The following is a 16,580-nucleotide window of genomic DNA, read 5'->3' as shown; positions in this document are numbered from 1 at the left end:
TTCAGAACAGAGCGGCCGCCTTAGCGGATCAGGCCCGCCCCGAAGAGCTTGGCGACCGAGCCGAGCGCGGCGCCCGACTGGTCACGATCCTTGATCGAGCCGCCGAAGGTGTAGCGGCCGCCGATGCGGAAGGTGTCGCTGTCGAGCTGCAGGTCGTTGGAATCGAAGTGGTCGTAGCCGACCACCACCGAGAACGGCGTGCCCGAGAACTGGTACTCGGCCTCGGCGCCCACGTTCCAGCCGTCGGCGTCGCCCAGGTCGGTGTCGGCCTTCAGGAAGCCGGCCGAGCCCTGGAGCTTGAAGTTGTCGCTCAGGTAGTGACGCAGTTCGCCGCGCACCGCCCAGAAGTCGGTGTCGCCGATGTCGTCGGTGTTGCCGTAGCCGGCCTGGCCGTAGACGGTGGTGTTCGGCGCCAGGTTGAACTGGCCGTCGACGCCCACGCCCCAGATGGTCAGGTCGTCCGAGGTCTCGACGCCGGCGAAGCCGCCGATCAGGCCGTCGCCGACCTTGGTGTTCAGGTGGCCGGTGGCGCCGAAGCTGGTGTCGCCGCCTTCGTAGTCGGTGACCGTGCCGTTGATCGAAGCGCCCAGCGAGCCGGCGTCGAAGCGCACGGCGCCTTCGGCCTGGAACACGTCGCCGTCGACGTCGCCCAGCACGGTGTCGACTTCGGCGCGCGAGTAGTTGGCACCCACGTGACCGATGGTCTGGGCGTTGGCGGCCACAGCCGACCCGAGGAAGGCCACGACGGCGGCCGCGGCGAAGAGGTTCTTTTTCATTGTCAGTCCCAATCAACGTCCGGCGCAGCGCCGGGGGAGGCGGCACCTAGGTAGCGCCGGCGGCAGCCTCAAGGCTTGGCTGTGGCGGCGACGGGCATTGCCGGCCGTCTGTGCCATTCATGCAACAATATTTCTCAGGAGAGCTGATAGCGCGCTGAGATTTGCTCGAAACGGAGCATTACCGAAAAATCATGTTCTCGGAAAAGCGCTCAGGCGGCGGCTTCGCCCCACTCGTTCCAGCCGAGCGGCCGGGGCGTCCTGGGCAGGTACATGGTGTCGGTGCGGACGATCCTGAAGCCTGCGGCGGAAATGGCGTCGGTGACCGGACGGGTGAGATGGCAACCGCCGGCGATGCGTTTCCACATCGGCTCGATGCGCCGCTGCCAGGTCTGGACGCCCGGATCGGGCGCGAGGCCGTGCTCGCAGTAGAGGAAGCGGCCGCCGGGCTTCAACACGCGGCGGGCTTCGGACAGGGCGCGGGCCGGCGTCTGCACCGAGCACAGGGTGAAGGTGCAGACCACGCAGTCGAAGCTGGCGTCCGGGAACGGCAGGGCCTCGGCCGCGCCGTCCTCGACACGGACCTCCAGGCCCGGCGCCCGGGGCGCGGCCTGGGCGACGGCGCGGAGTTCGGGGGCGGGATCGACGCCGGTGACGCTTTCGACCTTAGCCGGGTCGTAGAAGGCGAGGTTCAGGCCCATGCCGATGCCCAGCTCCAGCACCTTGCCGGCGGCCTCGGGAACGACCTTCGCCCTCTGTTTGGCGATGGGCGGCGCCGAGCAGGCGCACTTGAGCAGCTTCGGCAGGACCAGCCGTTCGTAGAGCGACGCCATCTCGTTTCCCCCCTTGTCGAGAGCCGAGCTTAGCGCAGCTCGTAGACCTTGGGCGCCGGGCCCAGCGCGACGGGCCCCAAGGTGGTCTGGCCGGCCTGGAAGTTGATGGTGGCCCTGGCCGCATCGCCCGTGCCCTCCCGGGCCGCGGCGACGGCCGCCGCGGCGTCGGCGCGCTCCTGCGGGATGACGCCGGTCTCGCCCATGGCGCCCAGCGCCCGCGGCCCCTGGCGCAGGGTGACGTCCATGACGCCCGAGAGCCGCCCGTCGGAGCCCACGGTGAGCACGCCGGAGTTCGAGCCCAGGACGGCTTCGCCCGCCGTGACGCCGGCTTGGCGCAGGCTCATGCGGCCTCCGGCTGCGGTCCAGCGGCGGACCGCGTCGGCCCAGTCCGAGCCGTTGAACGACCCGATCTTGGCCAGCGTGGCGTTCCAGACGATCGACACCGGCCGTTCGCCGGCGATGCGGCCGAGCAGGCCCGAGAGACGCGCGCGGCCCTCGTCGACGCGGAAGGAGACCAGGCCCTCGTCCAGCTCCTTGTTGCCGCGGAGGTGGAACTCGACCCGCTTGGCCGCCTCGAGGCCAAACGGCTGGGCGCCGGCGCCGGGCTGGAACCTCAGGTCGACGCCCTCGAAGGAGAGGCGCGGCGGAACCTCGGCGGGATGGGTGAGGCTGGCGCGGATCACCTTGCCCTGCACCTGCACCGGCCCCCCGACGGGACGGACGAACGTCAGACCCTGGGGGGCGGCGACGACCCAGCTGGTCGGCGAGGAGATGCGGGCGTCCGCCTCGAGCCTGGGCGCCTCCAGGCCCCAGCCGGAAGGCTCGCGCACCCGCGGCTCCTCCAGCACGACGGACAGGCGGAATGGATAGCCGCCGATGCCGCGCGACTTCCACGAGACGTCGTAGCCGGCCCGGCGCAGCGTCTCGACGCTCGCGTCCATGCGCGTCCGGGCCTCGCCGCGCGCCCAGAGCCAGCCGGCGGTCCAGCCGACGAAGATCAGGATGGCCAGGACCCACGGGATGATCAGGCCGAGGCGGCGGCGTTTGCGGGGCGAGGGCAGATCGTGCAGAGACATGCGGAAAGGGCGGCTTTCAGCTTCGGGTCGGGATGGCGGACGAACGTTGGGTCTTCGGCTACGGGTCGCTGATGTGGCGGCCGGGCTTCCCTTATCAGGAGCGGCGGGCCGCCACCTTACACGGCCGGCGGCGGGCCTTCTGCATCTATTCGGTCCACCATCGCGGCACCTATGAGCGCCCCGGTCTGGTGCTGGGCCTGGCGCCTGGCGGCGCGACGCGGGGCATGGCGTTCCGGGTCGGCGAGGCGGACTGGGAAGAGACCTACGCCTATCTGAAGGAGCGCGAGCAGCCGACCGAGACCTATATCGAGGCGTCCCGAGCGGTGCGGCTGGCCGACGGCCGGCGCGTGGAGGCGCTGGTCTTCCTGTCGGATGTCGCCCATCCCCAGTGGGCGGGAGCGCTCAGCCTGGAGAAGCAGGCCGAGCTGATCGCCGGCGCGCGGGGGCTGTCGGGCCGCAACGTCGACTACCTGCGCGACCTCGTCGGGCACCTGCGTGAGGAGGGCGTCCGCGACGCCAGCCTGGAGCGGCTGCTGGGGTTGGTGGAGGCGCGGGAGCTCGCGGCCTAGAGGCTCATCAACTCGGTCGACTTCGCCTCGATGCGCTCTTCGAGGAGGCGCATGAACTCGGCCCGCTTGAGGCCGGGCGGGATGGGTTCGAGATATTCGAAGACGATCGTGCCCGGCTTGCGGATGAAGCCGTGGGCCGGCCAGTGCACGCCGGCGTTGGTGGCCACGGGACACACCGGCACGTTCAGCTCGCGGTAGAGCGCCGCGATGCCGGGCTTGTAGTCGGGCGGCGCCCCCGGCGCCTTGCGCGTGCCTTCCGGGAAGATCACCACCTGCTGGCCGCGGGCGAAGCGGTCGGTCCCTTCGCGGATCACCTGGCGCATGGTCTTCGCCTGGCCGCCGCGGTCGATGACGATGCAGCCGGCCTTCTTCGCGTACCAGCCGAACCAGGGGATCCAGGCCAGCTCCTGCTTCATGACGAAGGCGGTGCGCGGCAGCCAGGTGAACTGGGCGAAGACGTCCAGCATGCACTGGTGCTTGGGCGCGACGAGGGCGGCGCCGGTCGGGATGAACTCGCGGCCGCGCACCTCCACGCGGATGCCGCAGATGCGCAGCATGGCCGTGACGCCGCGGCCCCAGAAGTGGAACATGGCGAAGGTCCAGCTTCGCGGCCCCAGCAGGATCGGCGTGGCGCCCACCGCGACGATGGCCGTCCAGAGGTAGAAGAGCGCCACATAGGCGAAGGAGCGGAGCGCGATCACGGAGCGGCCTTCTGCGGCGCCGCGTCGAGCGGGGTCTGGCGGGGCCCCAGGCCCAGCACCGCCTCGCGGCCGAGGATCGCCAGATACTTGCAATACTCCACCACCATCAAGCGCGCGGCCCGGGGGCTGCGCCACCAGCGCCTGGCCTTCAGGGAAGGGGTCGGCACCGGATAGGTCTGCAGGCGCACGCCCGAGCCGTGGAAGACGGCGTTCAGCTCCAGCATGGCGCGGGGCATGTGGTAGTCGGTGGTGACCACGATCAGGCTGGCGTAGCGCATGGCCTGGGCCCAGTCGGCGGTCTCGCGGGCGTTGCCGACGGTGTCGGCGGCGGTGAACCCCAGGTCCACGCAGCAGTCGTAGAGACGGCGGACCGCGCGCGAGACGTTGCGGATGTCCTCGCGGCTGGCCTCGCGGTTGACGCCCGAGACGAGAACCCGCTGGCCGTAGCCGTCCTCCAGCAGCCCGACCGCGGCGGCGATGCGCTCGTTGGAGCCGGCGCCCGTCAGCACCACGATGCCCTGGGCCCGTTCCGGCAGCGGAGCCGGCGTCGACTGCTGGACCCGGGCGGCGTAGGCGAAGAGGCCCGCGAACCAGATCAGCGCCAGGACCAGGAAGGCCGCGACCGACTTCATCGGTCAGAGGCCCCGGATCAATGCGCCGGCCGTCAGGCGCGCGGCGACTGCGGCGACCGCGGCGGCGATCAGCGGGCAGGGCAGCACGGCCAGCAGGTCGAGCCAGGCGATCGGCAGGACGGGCGTCACGCCTCCACCTCCGCCGACGAGCCGCAGCATCGCCCCCAGGCCCGCGGCGGCGGCCGCGCCGATGGCGCCGGAGACCGCCGCGATGCCCGCGAAGCGGAGCTGGAACAGCGCGGCGATGTAGCCGTCCTCGGCGCCGGCGAGGTGCAGCACCTCGACCACGTCCCGGCGCGCGGCGAGGCCGGCGCGGGTGGCGAAGGCGACGACGGCTCCGGCGGCGAGCGCGATCAGCAGGAAGACGCCGGCGCCCGTCCAGCGGACCACGCCCGCGGCGCGGCGGATGTCCTTGATCCAGACCGAATGGTCGTCGACGACGATGTCGAGGCCCTGGGCCCGGAGGGCGATGGTGAGCTGTTCGGCCGTGGCCGGCTGCTCGCGCTCGAGGGTGACGGCGACAAGGCGAGGGACCGGCAGGTCGTCGAGGTCTGTGACATCGCCCAGCCAGGGACGGACGAGCTCGTAGGCCTTCTCCCGCTCCAGGGCGCGCGCCTCGGCGACGCCGCGCACGCCCGCCAGGGTCTCGGCGGCCCGGGCGGCGGCGGCGTCGGGCGTCTCGCCTCCGCTGGCGCGGACGATGACGGTGGCTTCGCCGCGGAGCTGGTTCGCCCAGCCGCCGGCGGCGCGGTCGGCGGCGATCACCCCCAGCGCCGTCAGGCAGGCCAGGAAGCAGAGCACCGCCACCACGAAGATCAGCGCCGGGTCGCGGGCGTCCTTCTCCGGCAGGAAGGGCGCCGGGCGCCAGCGGGCGACGTCGAGCGCATCACTCATGCGGGCCTCCGACGCGCGGGCCTTGCGGGCCGAGGGTCGAGATGCGGCCGCCCTCCAGGTGCAGCACCGGCTTGTTGGCGCGGGCGACGAGGTCCTGGTCGTGGGTGGCGATGACCACCGTCGTGCCGAGCCGGTTCAGCTCGACGAACAGCCGGAAGATGCGCAGCGCCATCTCCTGGTCGACGTTGCCGGTGGGCTCGTCGGCCAGCAGGATCTCGGGACGGTTCACGACGGCGCGGGCGATGGCCAGCCGCTGCTTCTCGCCGCCCGCCAGGGTCGGCGGCAGCGCGCTCATGCGCTTGCCGAGGCCGACCCAGGCCAGCAGTTCGGCGACGTCGTTGCGGTAGTCGGCCGGCTTGTGCCCGGCGATGCGCAGGGGCAGCGCGGCGTTGTCGAAGGCGGAGAGATGGTCGAGCAGCAGCAGGTCCTGGAAGACCACGCCGATCCGCTGGCGGAGCCTCGGCAGCTGGGACGGCCGCAGGCCCTGGGCGGGCTCGCCGAACAGGTGGACGGCGCCGGCGGACGGCTTGGCCGCCAGGTAGATCAGCTTGAGCAGCGAGCTCTTGCCCGCGCCCGACGGCCCGGTGACGAAGTGGAACGAGCCGCGCGGCAGGGCGAAATCCAGACCGGACAGCACCTCGGGGCCGCGCCCATAACGCATGGACACGCCGTCGAAGCGTACGATGTCATCGGCGGCCTCTGGGACCGCTGCGCTGTTCGGCTTTCTGGACATGGGGGCCGAAATCGGCGACCTCGGAGTGAGGGTGCTGGAGCGTCCGATTCGGCGTCATGATACTGACCTGTCCAGAGTGCGCCACCAGCTATTTCGTGGACGATGCGCGCATCCCGCCGGAAGGCCGGGTGGTGAAGTGCTCGTCCTGCGGCGGTCGCTGGCGGGCCGAGCGCGAGACGCCGCCGCCGCCGCCGGCGCCTGAACCCGAGCCCGAGATCCTCGCCGAGGCGGCCCCCGAACCTGCGCCGCCGCTGGACGACATCGTGGCCGAACCGGCTATGGCGGCGCCTGCGGCCGAGGACGTGGAGATCATCGCCGAGCCCGCGCCCGCGCCCGAGACGGGCCTGCGCCCGCGCGCCAGCCGGCCGGCGCCCGCGCCCAAGGCCAAGCCGAAGCGCACCGGCGCCGTCGTCGCCTGGACCGCGCTGGCCGTGGGCGTCGCGGCGCTGGCGGGCGTGGTCGTGTTCCGGGCCCAGATCGTGCGCATGGCGCCGGCCAGCGCCGGAGTCTTCGCCGCGGTGGGCCTGCCCGTGGACCGTCTGGGCCTGACGATCGGCGAGGTGCGTTCGGTGGCCACCCTGCAGGGCGGGCGGCCGGTGCTGTCGATCACCGGTGCGATCCACAACACCCGCGACGAGATGGTGACCGTCCCGGCGCTGCGCGTCAGCATCTTGGACCGGGACGGGAAGCCCGTGGCGGTGAGGATCGCCCGGCCGCTGAATCCCGAGGCGCCGGCGGGGGCCAAGCGCTACTTCGCCATCGCCATCCCCGACCCGCCAGCGGGCTCGGCCAGCCTGGACATCGTCTTCGAGGCGCCGGCGACCCATACCGCCGAGGCCGGACCGGCCGTGGACGCGCACATGGGGCCCGAGCCGATGGAGGCCAAGCCCGCGCCCGAAGCCCACGAGGCCCCCGCCGACCATGGCTGAAACCCATTCGCCCGCCGTCCTCCTCTCGGAAGCCGAGATCGCCGAGCGGGTCGAGGCGCTCGCCCGCGCGATCGCGCCGCGCATCGATGACGAGACGGTCGCCGTCTGCCTCCTGACCGGAGGGCTGTGGTTCTGTTCGGACCTGATGCGGGCGCTCGCCCGGCAGGGCCGGTTCGTGCGCTTCGACGCGCTGTGGCTCGCCTCCTACAAGGACGAGCGGCAGTCGAGCGGACGGTGCGAGGTGCGCGCGGACCTGCAGCGGCCGATCGCCGGCCGCAAGGCGCTGGTGGTGGACGACGTGTTCGACACCGGGCTCTCGCTGTCGGAGGCCGCGCGACTGGTGCGAGATTCCGGCGCCACCGAGGTGCTGACGGCGGTGTTCGCCCGCAAGCCCTGGCCGACCGAGCGCGCCATTCAGCCGGACTTCGTGGGCTGGGAAGCGCCGGCCCGGTTCCTGGTGGGCTACGGCATGGACGCCGCGGGGAAGATGCGCGGCCTGCCCTATGTCGGGGCGCTCGACTAGGCGTCCTCAGCGGCCGCGGGCGATCAGTTCGGTCAGCGCCTCGTCCAGGCCCGGCGCGGCGAAGTCCTGGTTGCCGAGAATGACCACGACGTAGCCGCTGTCGAGATAGATGCGGAACCGGGTGCTGACGCCCGAGAAGATGCCGTCGTGTCCCACGACCTTGCCCGCGGCGGTCGTCTCCACCGTGAAGCCGCCGCCGTAATCGTTGGGCGCGTTGTCGCGCCAGAGCACGGCGCGGGAGGCGTCGGAGACAAGGCGGCCCTCCTGCAGGGCGACGGCGAAGCGATGCAGGTCCTCCACCGTGGCGTAGCCGCCGCCGGCGGGTGTTCCGCGGAAGAGCTGGTTCGGCGTGTTCTCGCGCCAGCCGTACGGCGAGCCGGGCGCCGGGCCATAGCCCATGGCCAGGTTTGGGACCGGCTCGTTCATCGCGAGGTAGCCGGCCGAGCTCATGCCGGACGGGGCGAAGACGTGGTCGCGCACATAGTCGAAGTAGCTCTCGCCGGAGACCTTCTCGATCACCGCGCCCAGCAGGAGCATGCCGGTGTTGCTGTACTGGAACGCCGATCCCGGGGCGAAGGCCGGCCGCTCGTCGCGCACCAGGGGCTTGTAGTCGCCGAGGTCGCTGTAGAGGCGGCGCGAACTGCGGTTCCAGGTCTCGTTCAGGAAGCTGCCGAGGCCGCTGGTGTGGGTGAGCAGGTGGCGCAGCGTGATGGTCCGGCCGACATCGGGCGCGATCCAGGTCTCGTCGAGATGACGGCTGAGCGGATCGTCGAGGGATAGCTTGCCCGCCTCTGCGAGCTGCATCACCGCGACCGCGGTGAACATCTTGTTGATCGAAGCCAGGTTGAAGCGGGTGTCGGGGCGGTTCGGGACGTCGTAGCGGCGGTTGGCGTAACCGCAGGCCTCGGTCGCCAGGACGGTCCGGCCACGCGCGACGAGCACCGCGCCGGAGAAGACCTGGGCCTCGCAACCCCGCCGAACGAGCGCGAGCGCGTCCGTGGCGATCTGCGCGGTCGTGCGGTCACGGGGCGCGGGCGGCGCCCAGAGCGGAGCGGGATCGGGATCGAACTCCGAGACGAGCGCCTCGGCCGTGTCGTCGAAGTCCAGCGTGAGGCCGTGGCGGGCGCCGTAGATGCGGTCGCGCAGCAAGGCCTCGGCACGGCGCGGGCTGACGACCCGCACGTCTTCCAACTCCAGGCCGCCGGTGACCCGACGCTGCTGGGCGAAGAAGTCGATGAAGACCTCGCGTGGGACCGAGGCGGCGTAGGCAGGGTTGGTGTGCCGGGTCCGGAACGCCTCGGCGGGCGCCTCGTCGCTGGCGTTCACCGCGGCGACGTAGGCCTCGGCCCGGCGGTGCGCGACGGCGTCGGTCACGGCGGAGGCGGGCGCCGCCCAGGCCGGCAAGGCGAGGAGGCCCGCGGCCATCAAGACGCAACTGAACAGTCGATCCATGCGCACCCCCGCCGGAAGGTGCGCAGTTCAGTTTACATCTGTCAACTGATCGTCAGGCTAGCCAGGGCGCCGGGGCCTCGCGCGCCAGCATGTCGTCGTAGGTGGGCCGGGGCCTCACGACGGCGAACTCGCCGCCCTTCACCAGCACTTCCGGGACCAGAAGGCGCGAGTTGTACTCGCTGGACATGGCCGCGCCGTAGGCGCCGGCGGTCATGAAAGCCACGAGGTCGCCGGGCGCGAGCGGCGGCAGGGCGCGGTCGCGAGTGAAGGTGTCGCCGGTTTCGCAGACGGGGCCGACGACGTCATAGGGGGCCTGTTCGCCGTCACGCGGACGGACGGCGCGAATGTCGTGGTAGGCGTCGTACATGGCCGGCCGCAGCAGGTCGTTCATGGCGGCGTCCAGCACCAGGAAGCGCCGGCCCTCCGGCCGCTGGTGGACGTGGATCACCTGGGCCAGCAGGACGCCGGCGTTGGCGGCGATCATCCGGCCGGGCTCGAAGGCGAGGCCGACGTCCAGGCCCTTGGTCGACCGCGCGATCATGGCGGCATAGTCGGCGGGCGAGGGGGGCTCGGGCTGGTTGAAGTAGGGCACGCCCAGGCCCCCTCCGAGGTCGAGGCGCTCGACGCGCATGCCTTCGGCCTGAAGCCGCTGGACCAGGCCGCGCATCTTGCCGAAGGCCTCATCCATGGGGGCCAGGTCGGTGATCTGGCTGCCGATGTGGCAGGCGACCCCCACGGGCCGGACGCCGGCCATGTTGGACGCCCTGGCGTAGAGCCGCTCGGCTTCCGAGAAGCTGACGCCGAACTTGTTGTCCGACTTGCCGGTCGAGATCTTCGCGTGGCCGCCGGCGCTGACGTCCGGGTTCACGCGGATGGCGATGCCAGCGCGCTTGCCCAGGCGCTGGGCGACGCGGTCGACCAGTTCCAGCTCAGGCTCGGATTCGACGTTGATCTCGGCGACGCCGGCCTCGAGAGCGAAGGCGACCTCGTGTTCGGTCTTGCCGACGCCGGAGAAGACGATGCGCTCAGGCGGAACGCCGGCGGCGAGCGCCCGGCGGACCTCGCCCTCGGAGACCACGTCGGCGCCCGCGCCCAGCCGGGCCAGGGTGCGGACGACGGAGACGTTGGGGTTGGCCTTCAGCGCGAAGGCGATCAGCGGATCCCGCACGCCCGCGGCGGTCAGGGCGTCGCGCAGCACCGTGAAGTGCCGCTCGAGGGTGGCCGAGGAATAGACATAGACGGGCGTGCCCACGGCCTCGGCGATCCGGGCCAGAGGCACGTCCTCGCAGAAGAGCTCGCCGTCGCGCAGCTCGAAGTGATTCATCGGCGCGGTTGGGCGTAGGGATCCGGCAGGGCGCCCTGCGGCGCGGAGCGGGTCGGGTTCGGCGAGGTGCCCTCGATCGGCAGGGTCCGCGGCGGGGCCGGGTCGGTCGAGCGGTCGCGCGGATCGACGGTGTCGACCGGACGGCTGGGGTCCTGCTTGCGCTGGGCGTCGTCGGCGTCCTTGGTGGTGTTGCGCTCGGCGCCGAACAGCGGGCCGGGACGCTCGAGCTGGCCGACCTTGCCGCAGGCGGAGAGCCCGGCCGCAGCGGTCAGGGCGAGGACGAGGGCGGTGCGGCGCTTGAGGCTCATGCCAGGATTTCCTTCCAACGCTTGATCTGGGCCCGGACCTGATCCGGCGCGGTCCCACCGTAGCTCTTGCGGCTGGCGACGGAAGCCTCCGGCGTCAGCACGTCGTAAATTCCGGCTGTGACGCCCGAGTTCAGCTTCCGAAGCTCGTCGAGCGGCAGCCCCGACAGCTCGACGCCAAGCTCCTCGGCCCGCTTCACGGCCGCCCCGGTGACGTGGTGGGCGTCGCGGAACGGCAGGTTCAGTTCACGCACCAGCCAGTCGGCGAGATCGGTGGCGGTGGAGAAGCCGGATCCCGCGGCCTTGGCCATGTTGGCGAGGTTGGGCTGAAGGTCGGCGACCATGCCGGCCATGGCGAGCAGGGAGAGCTCCAGGGCGTCGAAGGCTTCGAAGGTGGGGACCTTGTCCTCCTGCATGTCCTTCGAATAGGTCAGCGGCAGACCCTTCATCACCACGGCGAGCTGCTGGAAGCTGGCCAGCAGGCGGCCGGCCTTGGCGCGGACCAGCTCGGCGGCGTCCGGGTTCTTCTTCTGCGGCATGATCGACGAGCCGGTCGTGAAGGCGTCGGAGAGCTTCACGAAGCCGAACTGAGGCGTCATCCAGATGACGATCTCCTCCGCCAGCCGCGACAGGTGGATGGCGCAGATGCCGCCGGCGGCCAGCGCCTCGAGGGCGAAGTCGCGGTCGGCGGTGCTGTCGAGCGAATTGGCCGTGGGACGGTCGAACCCCAGGGCCTTGGCCGTCATGTGGCGGTCGATGGGGAACGGCGAGCCGGCGAGCGCGGCGGCGCCCAGCGGGCACTCGTTCATCCGGGCGCGCGCGTCGGCGAAGCGGGAGGCGTCGCGGCCGAACATCTCCACATAGGCCATCAGGTGGTGGCCGAAGGTGACGGGCTGGGCCGGCTGCAGATGGGTGAAGCCCGGCATCACGGCGTCGGCGTGGGCCTCGGCCTTGTCGAGCAGGGCGTTCTGAAGCGCACGGAGCTGACCCACAGTCCGGTCACAGGCGTCGCGGACCCACATCCGGAAATCGACGGCCACCTGGTCGTTGCGCGAACGCGCTGTGTGTAGGCGCCCGGCCGGCGGCCCGATCAGCTCGCGCAGGCGCGCCTCCACGTTCATGTGGATGTCCTCGAACTCGTCGCGGAACGGGAAGGTGCCGGCGGCGATCTCGGCCTCGATGGCGGAGAGGCCCTGCTGGATGGCGGCCTCGTCCTCGCTTGAAATCACGCCCGCGCTGCGCAACATCGCGGCGTGCGCGCGGGAGCCGGCGAGGTCCTGCGCCGCCAGGCGCTTGTCGAAGCCGATGGAGACGTTGATCGCCTGCATCAGCTCGGCGGGCTTGCCGGAAAACCGTCCGCCCCACATAGCTTGGCCAACCGGGGCCTGGCCCGCCGATGCGGCGCCGCGCGCAGGAGAGGAGTCGTCGGTCATATGAGCGAAGGTCCAGGGGCCACGAAGCCCAGAGGCATGATGAGGTGGGCCCTCTGGGGCGCAGCCCTGCTGGGCGTCGCCGCGGTTCTCTACATCATCGCTCAGGCTTCCACCAAGCCGGAGCCGCCGGTCGTTTCGACAGGTCCGAAGGCCGAGACGCCGGCCGCCGCGGGCCTGATGAGCAAGTGGAGCACCGAGGCCGCGGGCCAGCCGCCCACGGACTATGTGTTCTACAACGACGCGGGCAAGCCCACGCGCATCGCAGACTTCAAGGGGAAGGTCGTCGTGATGAACGTCTGGGCGACCTGGTGCGCCCCCTGCAAGATCGAGATGCCGACGCTGGCCAAGCTGCAGGCGGCCTACCGGCGCGAGCCGGTCGAGGTGGTGGCGGTCAGCATCGATTCCGAAAGCGCGGCTGCGGCCGCCAAGCTGTTCATCGCCAGCAACGACCCGCTGAAGTTCTACCACGACCGCGAGATGAAGCTGCCGTTCAAGACGACGCCGCCGATCCCGGGGGCGCCCACCACGATCGTCTATGGCAAGGACGGCCGGGAGATCGGCCGCGTGGCCGGCGAGGCGGACTGGGCCGGCCCGGAGGCGCGCGCCCTGATCGACAGGGCGCTGGCCGCGGACTGAGCCGGGTTCAGGCCGCCTCGACGGCCTTGACGCGCGCGTCCGGCGTCAGCGCGCGCAGGAGGCTGACCAGGGACGAACGGGCTTCGGGCGGCAGGCGCTCGTAGGCGGCGAGCAGTTCGAGCGCGCCCGGCGTGCGCATGCGGGTGAGCAGGTCGAGGTCGCGGGCGGTGTCCTTGTCCGGCCCATCGAACACGTCCATCAGGTCGGTGACCCGGCAGCGGAGCGCCCGGGCGATCAGCACCAGCCGCGAGAACGAGATGCGGTTGGCGCCGTTCTCGTACTTCTGGATCTGCTGGAAACTCACCCCGCACTGGTCGGCGAGCGCCTCCTGGGACATGCCGATCGTCCGGCGGCGGATCCTGACGGCCGCGCCGAGTGCGATGTCCATGGGATCCGGCGCCTTCACAGACGTTGCGGGCATACTACCTCCTTGGGCCCTCGGCCTGAGTGCGACCTTCGAGAACCACGTTATGTGAACTGCGTTTCAGTAAAGGCTCTTGTCGCCGGTCTGAAAAGCCCCGCCCGCCTCCGCAAAAATACGGTGCAACCTGAGCCTTGGTCAGGTGTTCCCACCTCATGCCTGGGGCCGCCAACGACGTCTGGTGGGACGATCTGCGACAGGAAGCCGAGCTTCCGCCGCCGCCCCGTTCGCGCTGGCCGATGGCGGCGGGCGTGCTCGCCGCGGCGGCCGTGGCCGGCGGCGTCGGCTGGTGGCTGGCGAGCCCCAGCAAGACCTATTTCGACAATCCTGCCGTGGCGCCTGCGCCCGCCCAGACGGTGCGCGCCGCCGCCCCGGCCGCCGACGCCGAACAGGTGCGGCGCGCCTATGAGGAATTCCGGCTGGTCTACGCCAACAGCGGCGTCGATGGGTTGAACCGCTTCAACGAGAGCTGCGAGGCTTCGCTCCGGGCCGACGCGCGGATCCTCGACTTCTGCCTGGCCTTCGACCTGTTCTCGGCCACGGTGGGCGCATCCGACGCCGAGGCGGCGGGCAAGGCGCAGGCGCGGCGGATGACGATGGTGCAGACGGCCGCTCCCGGCGCCGATCCCGACGCGCGGCTGTCCGAGGTCCGCGGCTTGATGCGCGACGCCGCCGGGATCAGGACCGCCCAGGCCGAGACTGCGGCCCCGGCCGCTTCCGTGGCGGCCGCGGGCTCCACGCCGGCGGCCCCGGCGCCGGTCCAGATGGCGCGAGCCCCGGCCCCTCGGCCTGAGCCGGCCCGGACCGCCGTCGCGGCGACGCCTGCGCCGGTCCGCGCGGCCAGGACAGTCCCGCCGCGCAAGGCCGCGCCCGCCGGCCAGGCCTGCCGGATGAAGTCGACGCCGGCCGAGCGCCTGATGTGCGCCAACCCGGCCCTGCGGGTGCAGGAGCGGCGGATGAAGGCCGCCTACGAGCGGGCGCTGGCGGCCGGCGCCGACCCGCTGGCCGTGGACGCCGGCCAGGCCCAGTGGCGGGCGGAGCGCAACGCCGCCGACAGCCGCGGCGAGCTGGCCGACCTCTATGCCCGGCGGACCCGCGAACTGAACCAGGCGGCCGAGGCCGCCGCCCGGACGCCGCCCACCTGAACCGCCGGACGCGCGCCGTTAACCACGCCGATTAAGCTCTTGGTGACCGAAGCAACGCCGACTCCCTTTCGTCGGGGCAGCAGCTTTTGAGACCAACCGAGTGATCCGTTCACATCCCCCCTTCGATCACGGCGCGGCGTTGCGCGTGCCCCCGCCGCACGACCAGCGGAGCTGGGCCGTGCTGTGGAGCTGGCTCGGCGACGAGGCCCAGGCCGTGGCCGAGGCCGCGGCCGTGCAGGTGCGCACGCCCGACGGCCCGGTGGTCGCCCATTGCGGCGACTGGATCGTGCTGTCCCATTCGGGCCGCTTCCACGTGGCCCACGCCATGAGGTCCTGCGACGCCTGAGGCGTCGACCGGACCGGACGATCAGCCCGGTGTCGCGAAGTAGCGTTCGAGGGCGGCGCGGTCGCTGTAGCCCATGCGCACGGCCTCGGCGATTTCGGTGGTGGTCGCGCCCAGGGCCTCGGCAAGCTCTTCCAGCTCGGCCGGGTTCTCGATGTTGATCACGTGCGGCTCGGCGGGCGGTTGAGCGTCGGTCATGGCGTTGAAATCGCGCAGGCAGATCGAGCGTTCCCGCGTGGCGGCCCGGGAGGGATTCGAACCCCCGACCTTGGCTTTAGGAAAGCCCTGCTCTATCCGGCTGAGCTACCGGGCCGCACGCGGGCCGGGTCTTAAGGCATGAGACGCGGCGGCGCCAGCGTCCGCTCAGCCCCCTTGGCCGGCCAGGACGAGCAGCCCCACCACGCCGATCACGGCCAATACCACAACGACGATCAGGCTGAGCTTCTCGGGGCCGCGCCGCTGGCTGCGCGGGTCCGCGGTCTCGTCCTCGCGCCGTCCTTCGACCTTCGCCATCGCATCCTCCGGATTCCCGGGAGGAGAACCCCCGCGCGGCGGGGCCGTTCCGGAAACGAAAACGCCCGGCGGTGAGGCCGGGCGTATCCGTGTGCTGGCGCGAGGCGCTTAGGCCGCGGCGGCCGTGGCCTTGACCAGCGACTTGTTGAGCATGGCGATGGCCGCGTCGCGGTCGATCCGCTCGATGGCGGCGACTTCGCGGGCCATGCGGTCCAGCGCCGATTCATAGAGCTGGCGCTCGGAATAGGACTGCTCGGGCTGGTTCTCGGCGCGGTGCAGGTCGCGCACCACTTCGGCGATCGAGATCAGGTCGCCCGAGTTGATCTTGGCTTCGTACTCCTGGGCGCGGCGCGACCACATGGTGCGCTTCACCCGGGCGCGGCCCTTCAGGGTCGTCAGCGCCTTGGAGACCAGGCCCGTGTCGGCCAGCGGGCGCAGGCCCGCCGTCTTGGCCTTCGCCGTCGGCACGCGCAGCGTCATCTTCTCGTGATCGAAGGTGATGACATAGACCTCAAGCTTCAGACCGGCGACTTCCTGGGTTTCGATCCCCTGCACCTGACCCACGCCATGGGCCGGGTAGACCACGTGATCGCCAACCGAGAAATCGTGACCGTTCTTGCTCATCGAGAAAATCCTCTCAAAACCATCTGTCCGGGCGCGAGCCGGAACGCCGACGCGAGCAACCGCCAAGCGACAAAGCCACCCTCTCCGCGAAGGACATCGCGGCGGCGTCATCACTCTGAGCGGAAGTAGACCTCTTAAGACACCCTTCGTCCCGCCGGGGGCGAACCGCCGCGGGACTGTTCCGTGTTGTGACGGGCAGGGGACAAGCCTCACCGCCATGTCGTCCATGACAGTATCACAAAATTCAGCGGAATGAAAGGCTTGGGCCGGCGGGCCTCAGGAACCCAGGCTGTAAGGGATCAGGAGCCGCGGCCAGGCTTCTCGGAGAAGTACTTCTCGAACTTGCCCGTTTCGCGCTCGTACTGCTCCTTGTCGGCGGGCGGTTCGCCCTTGACCGTGATGTTTGGCCAGATGCGCGAGTATTCGGAGTTGATCTTCAGCCACTTGCCGTCGGGGTCGTCCTCGGTGTCGGGCTTGATCGCGTCGACCGGGCACTCGGGCTCGCAGACGCCGCAGTCGATGCATTCGTCCGGATTGATGGCGAGGAAGTTCTCGCCTTCGTAGAAGCAGTCGACGGGGCACACCTCCACGCAGTCCATGAACTTACATTTGATGCAGGGATCCATCACGATGTAGGTCATGGCGCGCAGATACTCCGGGCTGCCCCCCTTCGGGCGCGCGGGTTTTCTAAGCCTGAGGGCGCATTGTCAATGCGTTGGCC

22 protein-coding genes and 1 tRNA gene are annotated in these 16,580 nt (G+C 71.1%); 6 read left to right on the top strand and 17 right to left on the bottom strand.

Annotated elements, in window-relative coordinates; genetic code table 11:
• Positions 1-20 precede the first annotated feature (20 nt).
• The 3 genes from ACO2Q0_RS17095 to ACO2Q0_RS17085 form a co-directional block, all read right to left on the bottom strand.
• Complete coding sequence (locus ACO2Q0_RS17095; protein ID WP_423352727.1) at positions 21-776, bottom strand: porin; 756 nt, start codon at positions 774-776, stop codon at positions 21-23.
• Positions 777-985: 209 nt separating this feature from the next.
• The gene (locus ACO2Q0_RS17090; RefSeq protein WP_423352726.1) at positions 986-1,606 is read right to left on the bottom strand and encodes a class I SAM-dependent methyltransferase; all 621 of its coding nucleotides are present in this window, start codon (positions 1,604-1,606) and stop codon (positions 986-988) included.
• A 29-nt stretch (positions 1,607-1,635) separates the two neighbouring features.
• Positions 1,636-2,682 (bottom strand): DUF2125 domain-containing protein, encoded by a 1,047-nt coding sequence (locus ACO2Q0_RS17085; RefSeq protein ID WP_423352725.1) that lies wholly within the window; start codon positions 2,680-2,682, stop codon positions 1,636-1,638.
• Positions 2,683-2,714: 32 nt separating this feature from the next.
• On the opposite strand from ACO2Q0_RS17085, the gene ACO2Q0_RS17080 reads away from it, so the two are divergent.
• Positions 2,715-3,251 carry a gamma-glutamylcyclotransferase gene (locus tag ACO2Q0_RS17080; protein WP_423352724.1) on the top strand — a complete coding sequence of 179 codons (537 nt, stop codon included), beginning with the start codon at positions 2,715-2,717 and terminating at the stop codon, positions 3,249-3,251.
• On the opposite strand, the gene ACO2Q0_RS17075 is transcribed toward ACO2Q0_RS17080, so the two are convergent.
• From ACO2Q0_RS17075 to ACO2Q0_RS17060, 4 genes are read right to left on the bottom strand one after another with little or no spacing between them, the layout of a single operon-like run.
• Entirely contained in the window at positions 3,248-3,952 is a 705-nt protein-coding gene (locus ACO2Q0_RS17075; protein ID WP_423352723.1) for a lysophospholipid acyltransferase family protein, read from the bottom strand. The two genes, ACO2Q0_RS17080 and ACO2Q0_RS17075, sit on opposite strands and share 4 nt — an antisense overlap.
• Positions 3,949-4,584 carry a YdcF family protein gene (locus ACO2Q0_RS17070; RefSeq protein ID WP_423352722.1) on the bottom strand — a complete coding sequence of 212 codons (636 nt, stop codon included), beginning with the start codon at positions 4,582-4,584 and terminating at the stop codon, positions 3,949-3,951. Before ACO2Q0_RS17070 ends, ACO2Q0_RS17075 begins: the two co-directional genes overlap by 4 nt.
• Before the next feature lie 3 nt (positions 4,585-4,587).
• Positions 4,588-5,478, bottom strand: a complete 891-nt coding sequence (locus ACO2Q0_RS17065) for a cell division protein FtsX (protein WP_423352721.1) — start codon at positions 5,476-5,478, stop codon at positions 4,588-4,590.
• Positions 5,471-6,211, bottom strand: coding sequence for a cell division ATP-binding protein FtsE (locus ACO2Q0_RS17060; RefSeq protein ID WP_423352720.1), 741 nt, complete (start codon positions 6,209-6,211; stop codon positions 5,471-5,473). The genes ACO2Q0_RS17065 and ACO2Q0_RS17060 overlap by 8 nt, the downstream gene beginning before the upstream one ends.
• Before the next feature lie 56 nt (positions 6,212-6,267).
• Here ACO2Q0_RS17060 and ACO2Q0_RS17055 point away from each other — a divergent pair, with 56 nt between their 5' ends.
• Positions 6,268-7,140, top strand: coding sequence for a DUF3426 domain-containing protein (locus ACO2Q0_RS17055; RefSeq protein WP_423352719.1), 873 nt, complete (start codon positions 6,268-6,270; stop codon positions 7,138-7,140).
• Positions 7,133-7,663 carry a phosphoribosyltransferase gene (locus ACO2Q0_RS17050; protein ID WP_423352718.1) on the top strand — a complete coding sequence of 177 codons (531 nt, stop codon included), beginning with the start codon at positions 7,133-7,135 and terminating at the stop codon, positions 7,661-7,663. Before ACO2Q0_RS17055 ends, ACO2Q0_RS17050 begins: the two co-directional genes overlap by 8 nt.
• A gap of 6 nt (positions 7,664-7,669) precedes the next feature.
• Here ACO2Q0_RS17050 and ACO2Q0_RS17045 read toward each other — a convergent pair whose 3' ends face one another.
• The 4 genes from ACO2Q0_RS17045 to argH all read right to left on the bottom strand — a co-directional run bounded on the left by ACO2Q0_RS17045 (position 7,670) and on the right by argH (position 12,177).
• Complete coding sequence (locus ACO2Q0_RS17045; RefSeq protein WP_423352717.1) at positions 7,670-9,037, bottom strand: serine hydrolase domain-containing protein; 1,368 nt, start codon at positions 9,035-9,037, stop codon at positions 7,670-7,672.
• A gap of 130 nt (positions 9,038-9,167) precedes the next feature.
• Complete coding sequence (lysA, locus tag ACO2Q0_RS17040) at positions 9,168-10,439, bottom strand: diaminopimelate decarboxylase (RefSeq protein WP_423352716.1); 1,272 nt, start codon at positions 10,437-10,439, stop codon at positions 9,168-9,170.
• On the bottom strand, positions 10,436-10,747 hold the full coding sequence (locus tag ACO2Q0_RS17035) for a hypothetical protein (RefSeq protein WP_423352715.1): 312 nt from the start codon (positions 10,745-10,747) through the stop codon (positions 10,436-10,438). Before ACO2Q0_RS17035 ends, lysA begins: the two co-directional genes overlap by 4 nt.
• Positions 10,744-12,177: an argininosuccinate lyase gene (gene argH / locus ACO2Q0_RS17030; RefSeq protein WP_423352714.1), complete on the bottom strand. Its 1,434-nt coding sequence runs from the start codon at positions 12,175-12,177 to the stop codon at positions 10,744-10,746. The genes ACO2Q0_RS17035 and argH overlap by 4 nt, the downstream gene beginning before the upstream one ends.
• 39 nt (positions 12,178-12,216) lie before the next feature.
• Here argH and ACO2Q0_RS17025 point away from each other — a divergent pair, with 39 nt between their 5' ends.
• Complete coding sequence (locus ACO2Q0_RS17025) at positions 12,217-12,813, top strand: TlpA family protein disulfide reductase (RefSeq protein WP_423352713.1); 597 nt, start codon at positions 12,217-12,219, stop codon at positions 12,811-12,813.
• A gap of 7 nt (positions 12,814-12,820) precedes the next feature.
• On the opposite strand, the gene ACO2Q0_RS17020 is transcribed toward ACO2Q0_RS17025, so the two are convergent.
• Positions 12,821-13,234 carry a helix-turn-helix domain-containing protein gene (locus tag ACO2Q0_RS17020; RefSeq protein WP_423352712.1) on the bottom strand — a complete coding sequence of 138 codons (414 nt, stop codon included), beginning with the start codon at positions 13,232-13,234 and terminating at the stop codon, positions 12,821-12,823.
• Positions 13,235-13,389: 155 nt separating this feature from the next.
• Between ACO2Q0_RS17020 and ACO2Q0_RS17015 the strand changes: the two genes are divergently transcribed.
• Together ACO2Q0_RS17015 and ACO2Q0_RS17010 are read left to right on the top strand one after the other, a co-directional pair.
• Positions 13,390-14,379 (top strand): hypothetical protein, encoded by a 990-nt coding sequence (locus tag ACO2Q0_RS17015; RefSeq protein ID WP_423352711.1) that lies wholly within the window; start codon positions 13,390-13,392, stop codon positions 14,377-14,379.
• 100 nt (positions 14,380-14,479) lie between these two features.
• Positions 14,480-14,725, top strand: a complete 246-nt coding sequence (locus tag ACO2Q0_RS17010) for a hypothetical protein (RefSeq protein WP_423352710.1) — start codon at positions 14,480-14,482, stop codon at positions 14,723-14,725.
• A 21-nt stretch (positions 14,726-14,746) separates the two neighbouring features.
• On the opposite strand, the gene ACO2Q0_RS17005 is transcribed toward ACO2Q0_RS17010, so the two are convergent.
• The 5 genes from ACO2Q0_RS17005 to fdxA all read right to left on the bottom strand — a co-directional run bounded on the left by ACO2Q0_RS17005 (position 14,747) and on the right by fdxA (position 16,500).
• A complete protein-coding gene (locus ACO2Q0_RS17005; RefSeq protein ID WP_423352709.1) occupies positions 14,747-14,920 on the bottom strand; it encodes a hypothetical protein in 174 nt (57 codons plus the stop codon).
• Positions 14,921-14,958: 38 nt separating this feature from the next.
• Positions 14,959-15,035: transfer RNA gene (locus tag ACO2Q0_RS17000), tRNA-Arg, on the bottom strand.
• A gap of 50 nt (positions 15,036-15,085) precedes the next feature.
• Positions 15,086-15,235: a hypothetical protein gene (locus tag ACO2Q0_RS16995; RefSeq protein ID WP_423352708.1), complete on the bottom strand. Its 150-nt coding sequence runs from the start codon at positions 15,233-15,235 to the stop codon at positions 15,086-15,088.
• 108 nt (positions 15,236-15,343) lie between these two features.
• Positions 15,344-15,859 carry a CarD family transcriptional regulator gene (locus ACO2Q0_RS16990; protein WP_423352707.1) on the bottom strand — a complete coding sequence of 172 codons (516 nt, stop codon included), beginning with the start codon at positions 15,857-15,859 and terminating at the stop codon, positions 15,344-15,346.
• Positions 15,860-16,158: 299 nt separating this feature from the next.
• Positions 16,159-16,500 (bottom strand): ferredoxin FdxA, encoded by a 342-nt coding sequence (fdxA, locus tag ACO2Q0_RS16985; RefSeq protein ID WP_423352706.1) that lies wholly within the window; start codon positions 16,498-16,500, stop codon positions 16,159-16,161.
• Between the last annotated feature and the right edge of the window lie 80 nt (positions 16,501-16,580).

The sequence above is a fragment of the Phenylobacterium sp. VNQ135 genome (genome assembly GCF_049445735.1).
GTDB lineage: Bacteria > Pseudomonadota > Alphaproteobacteria > Caulobacterales > Caulobacteraceae > Phenylobacterium.
The sequence above is the reverse complement of the archived record's forward strand: the minus strand, read 5'-3'. Positions and strand labels throughout refer to the sequence as shown.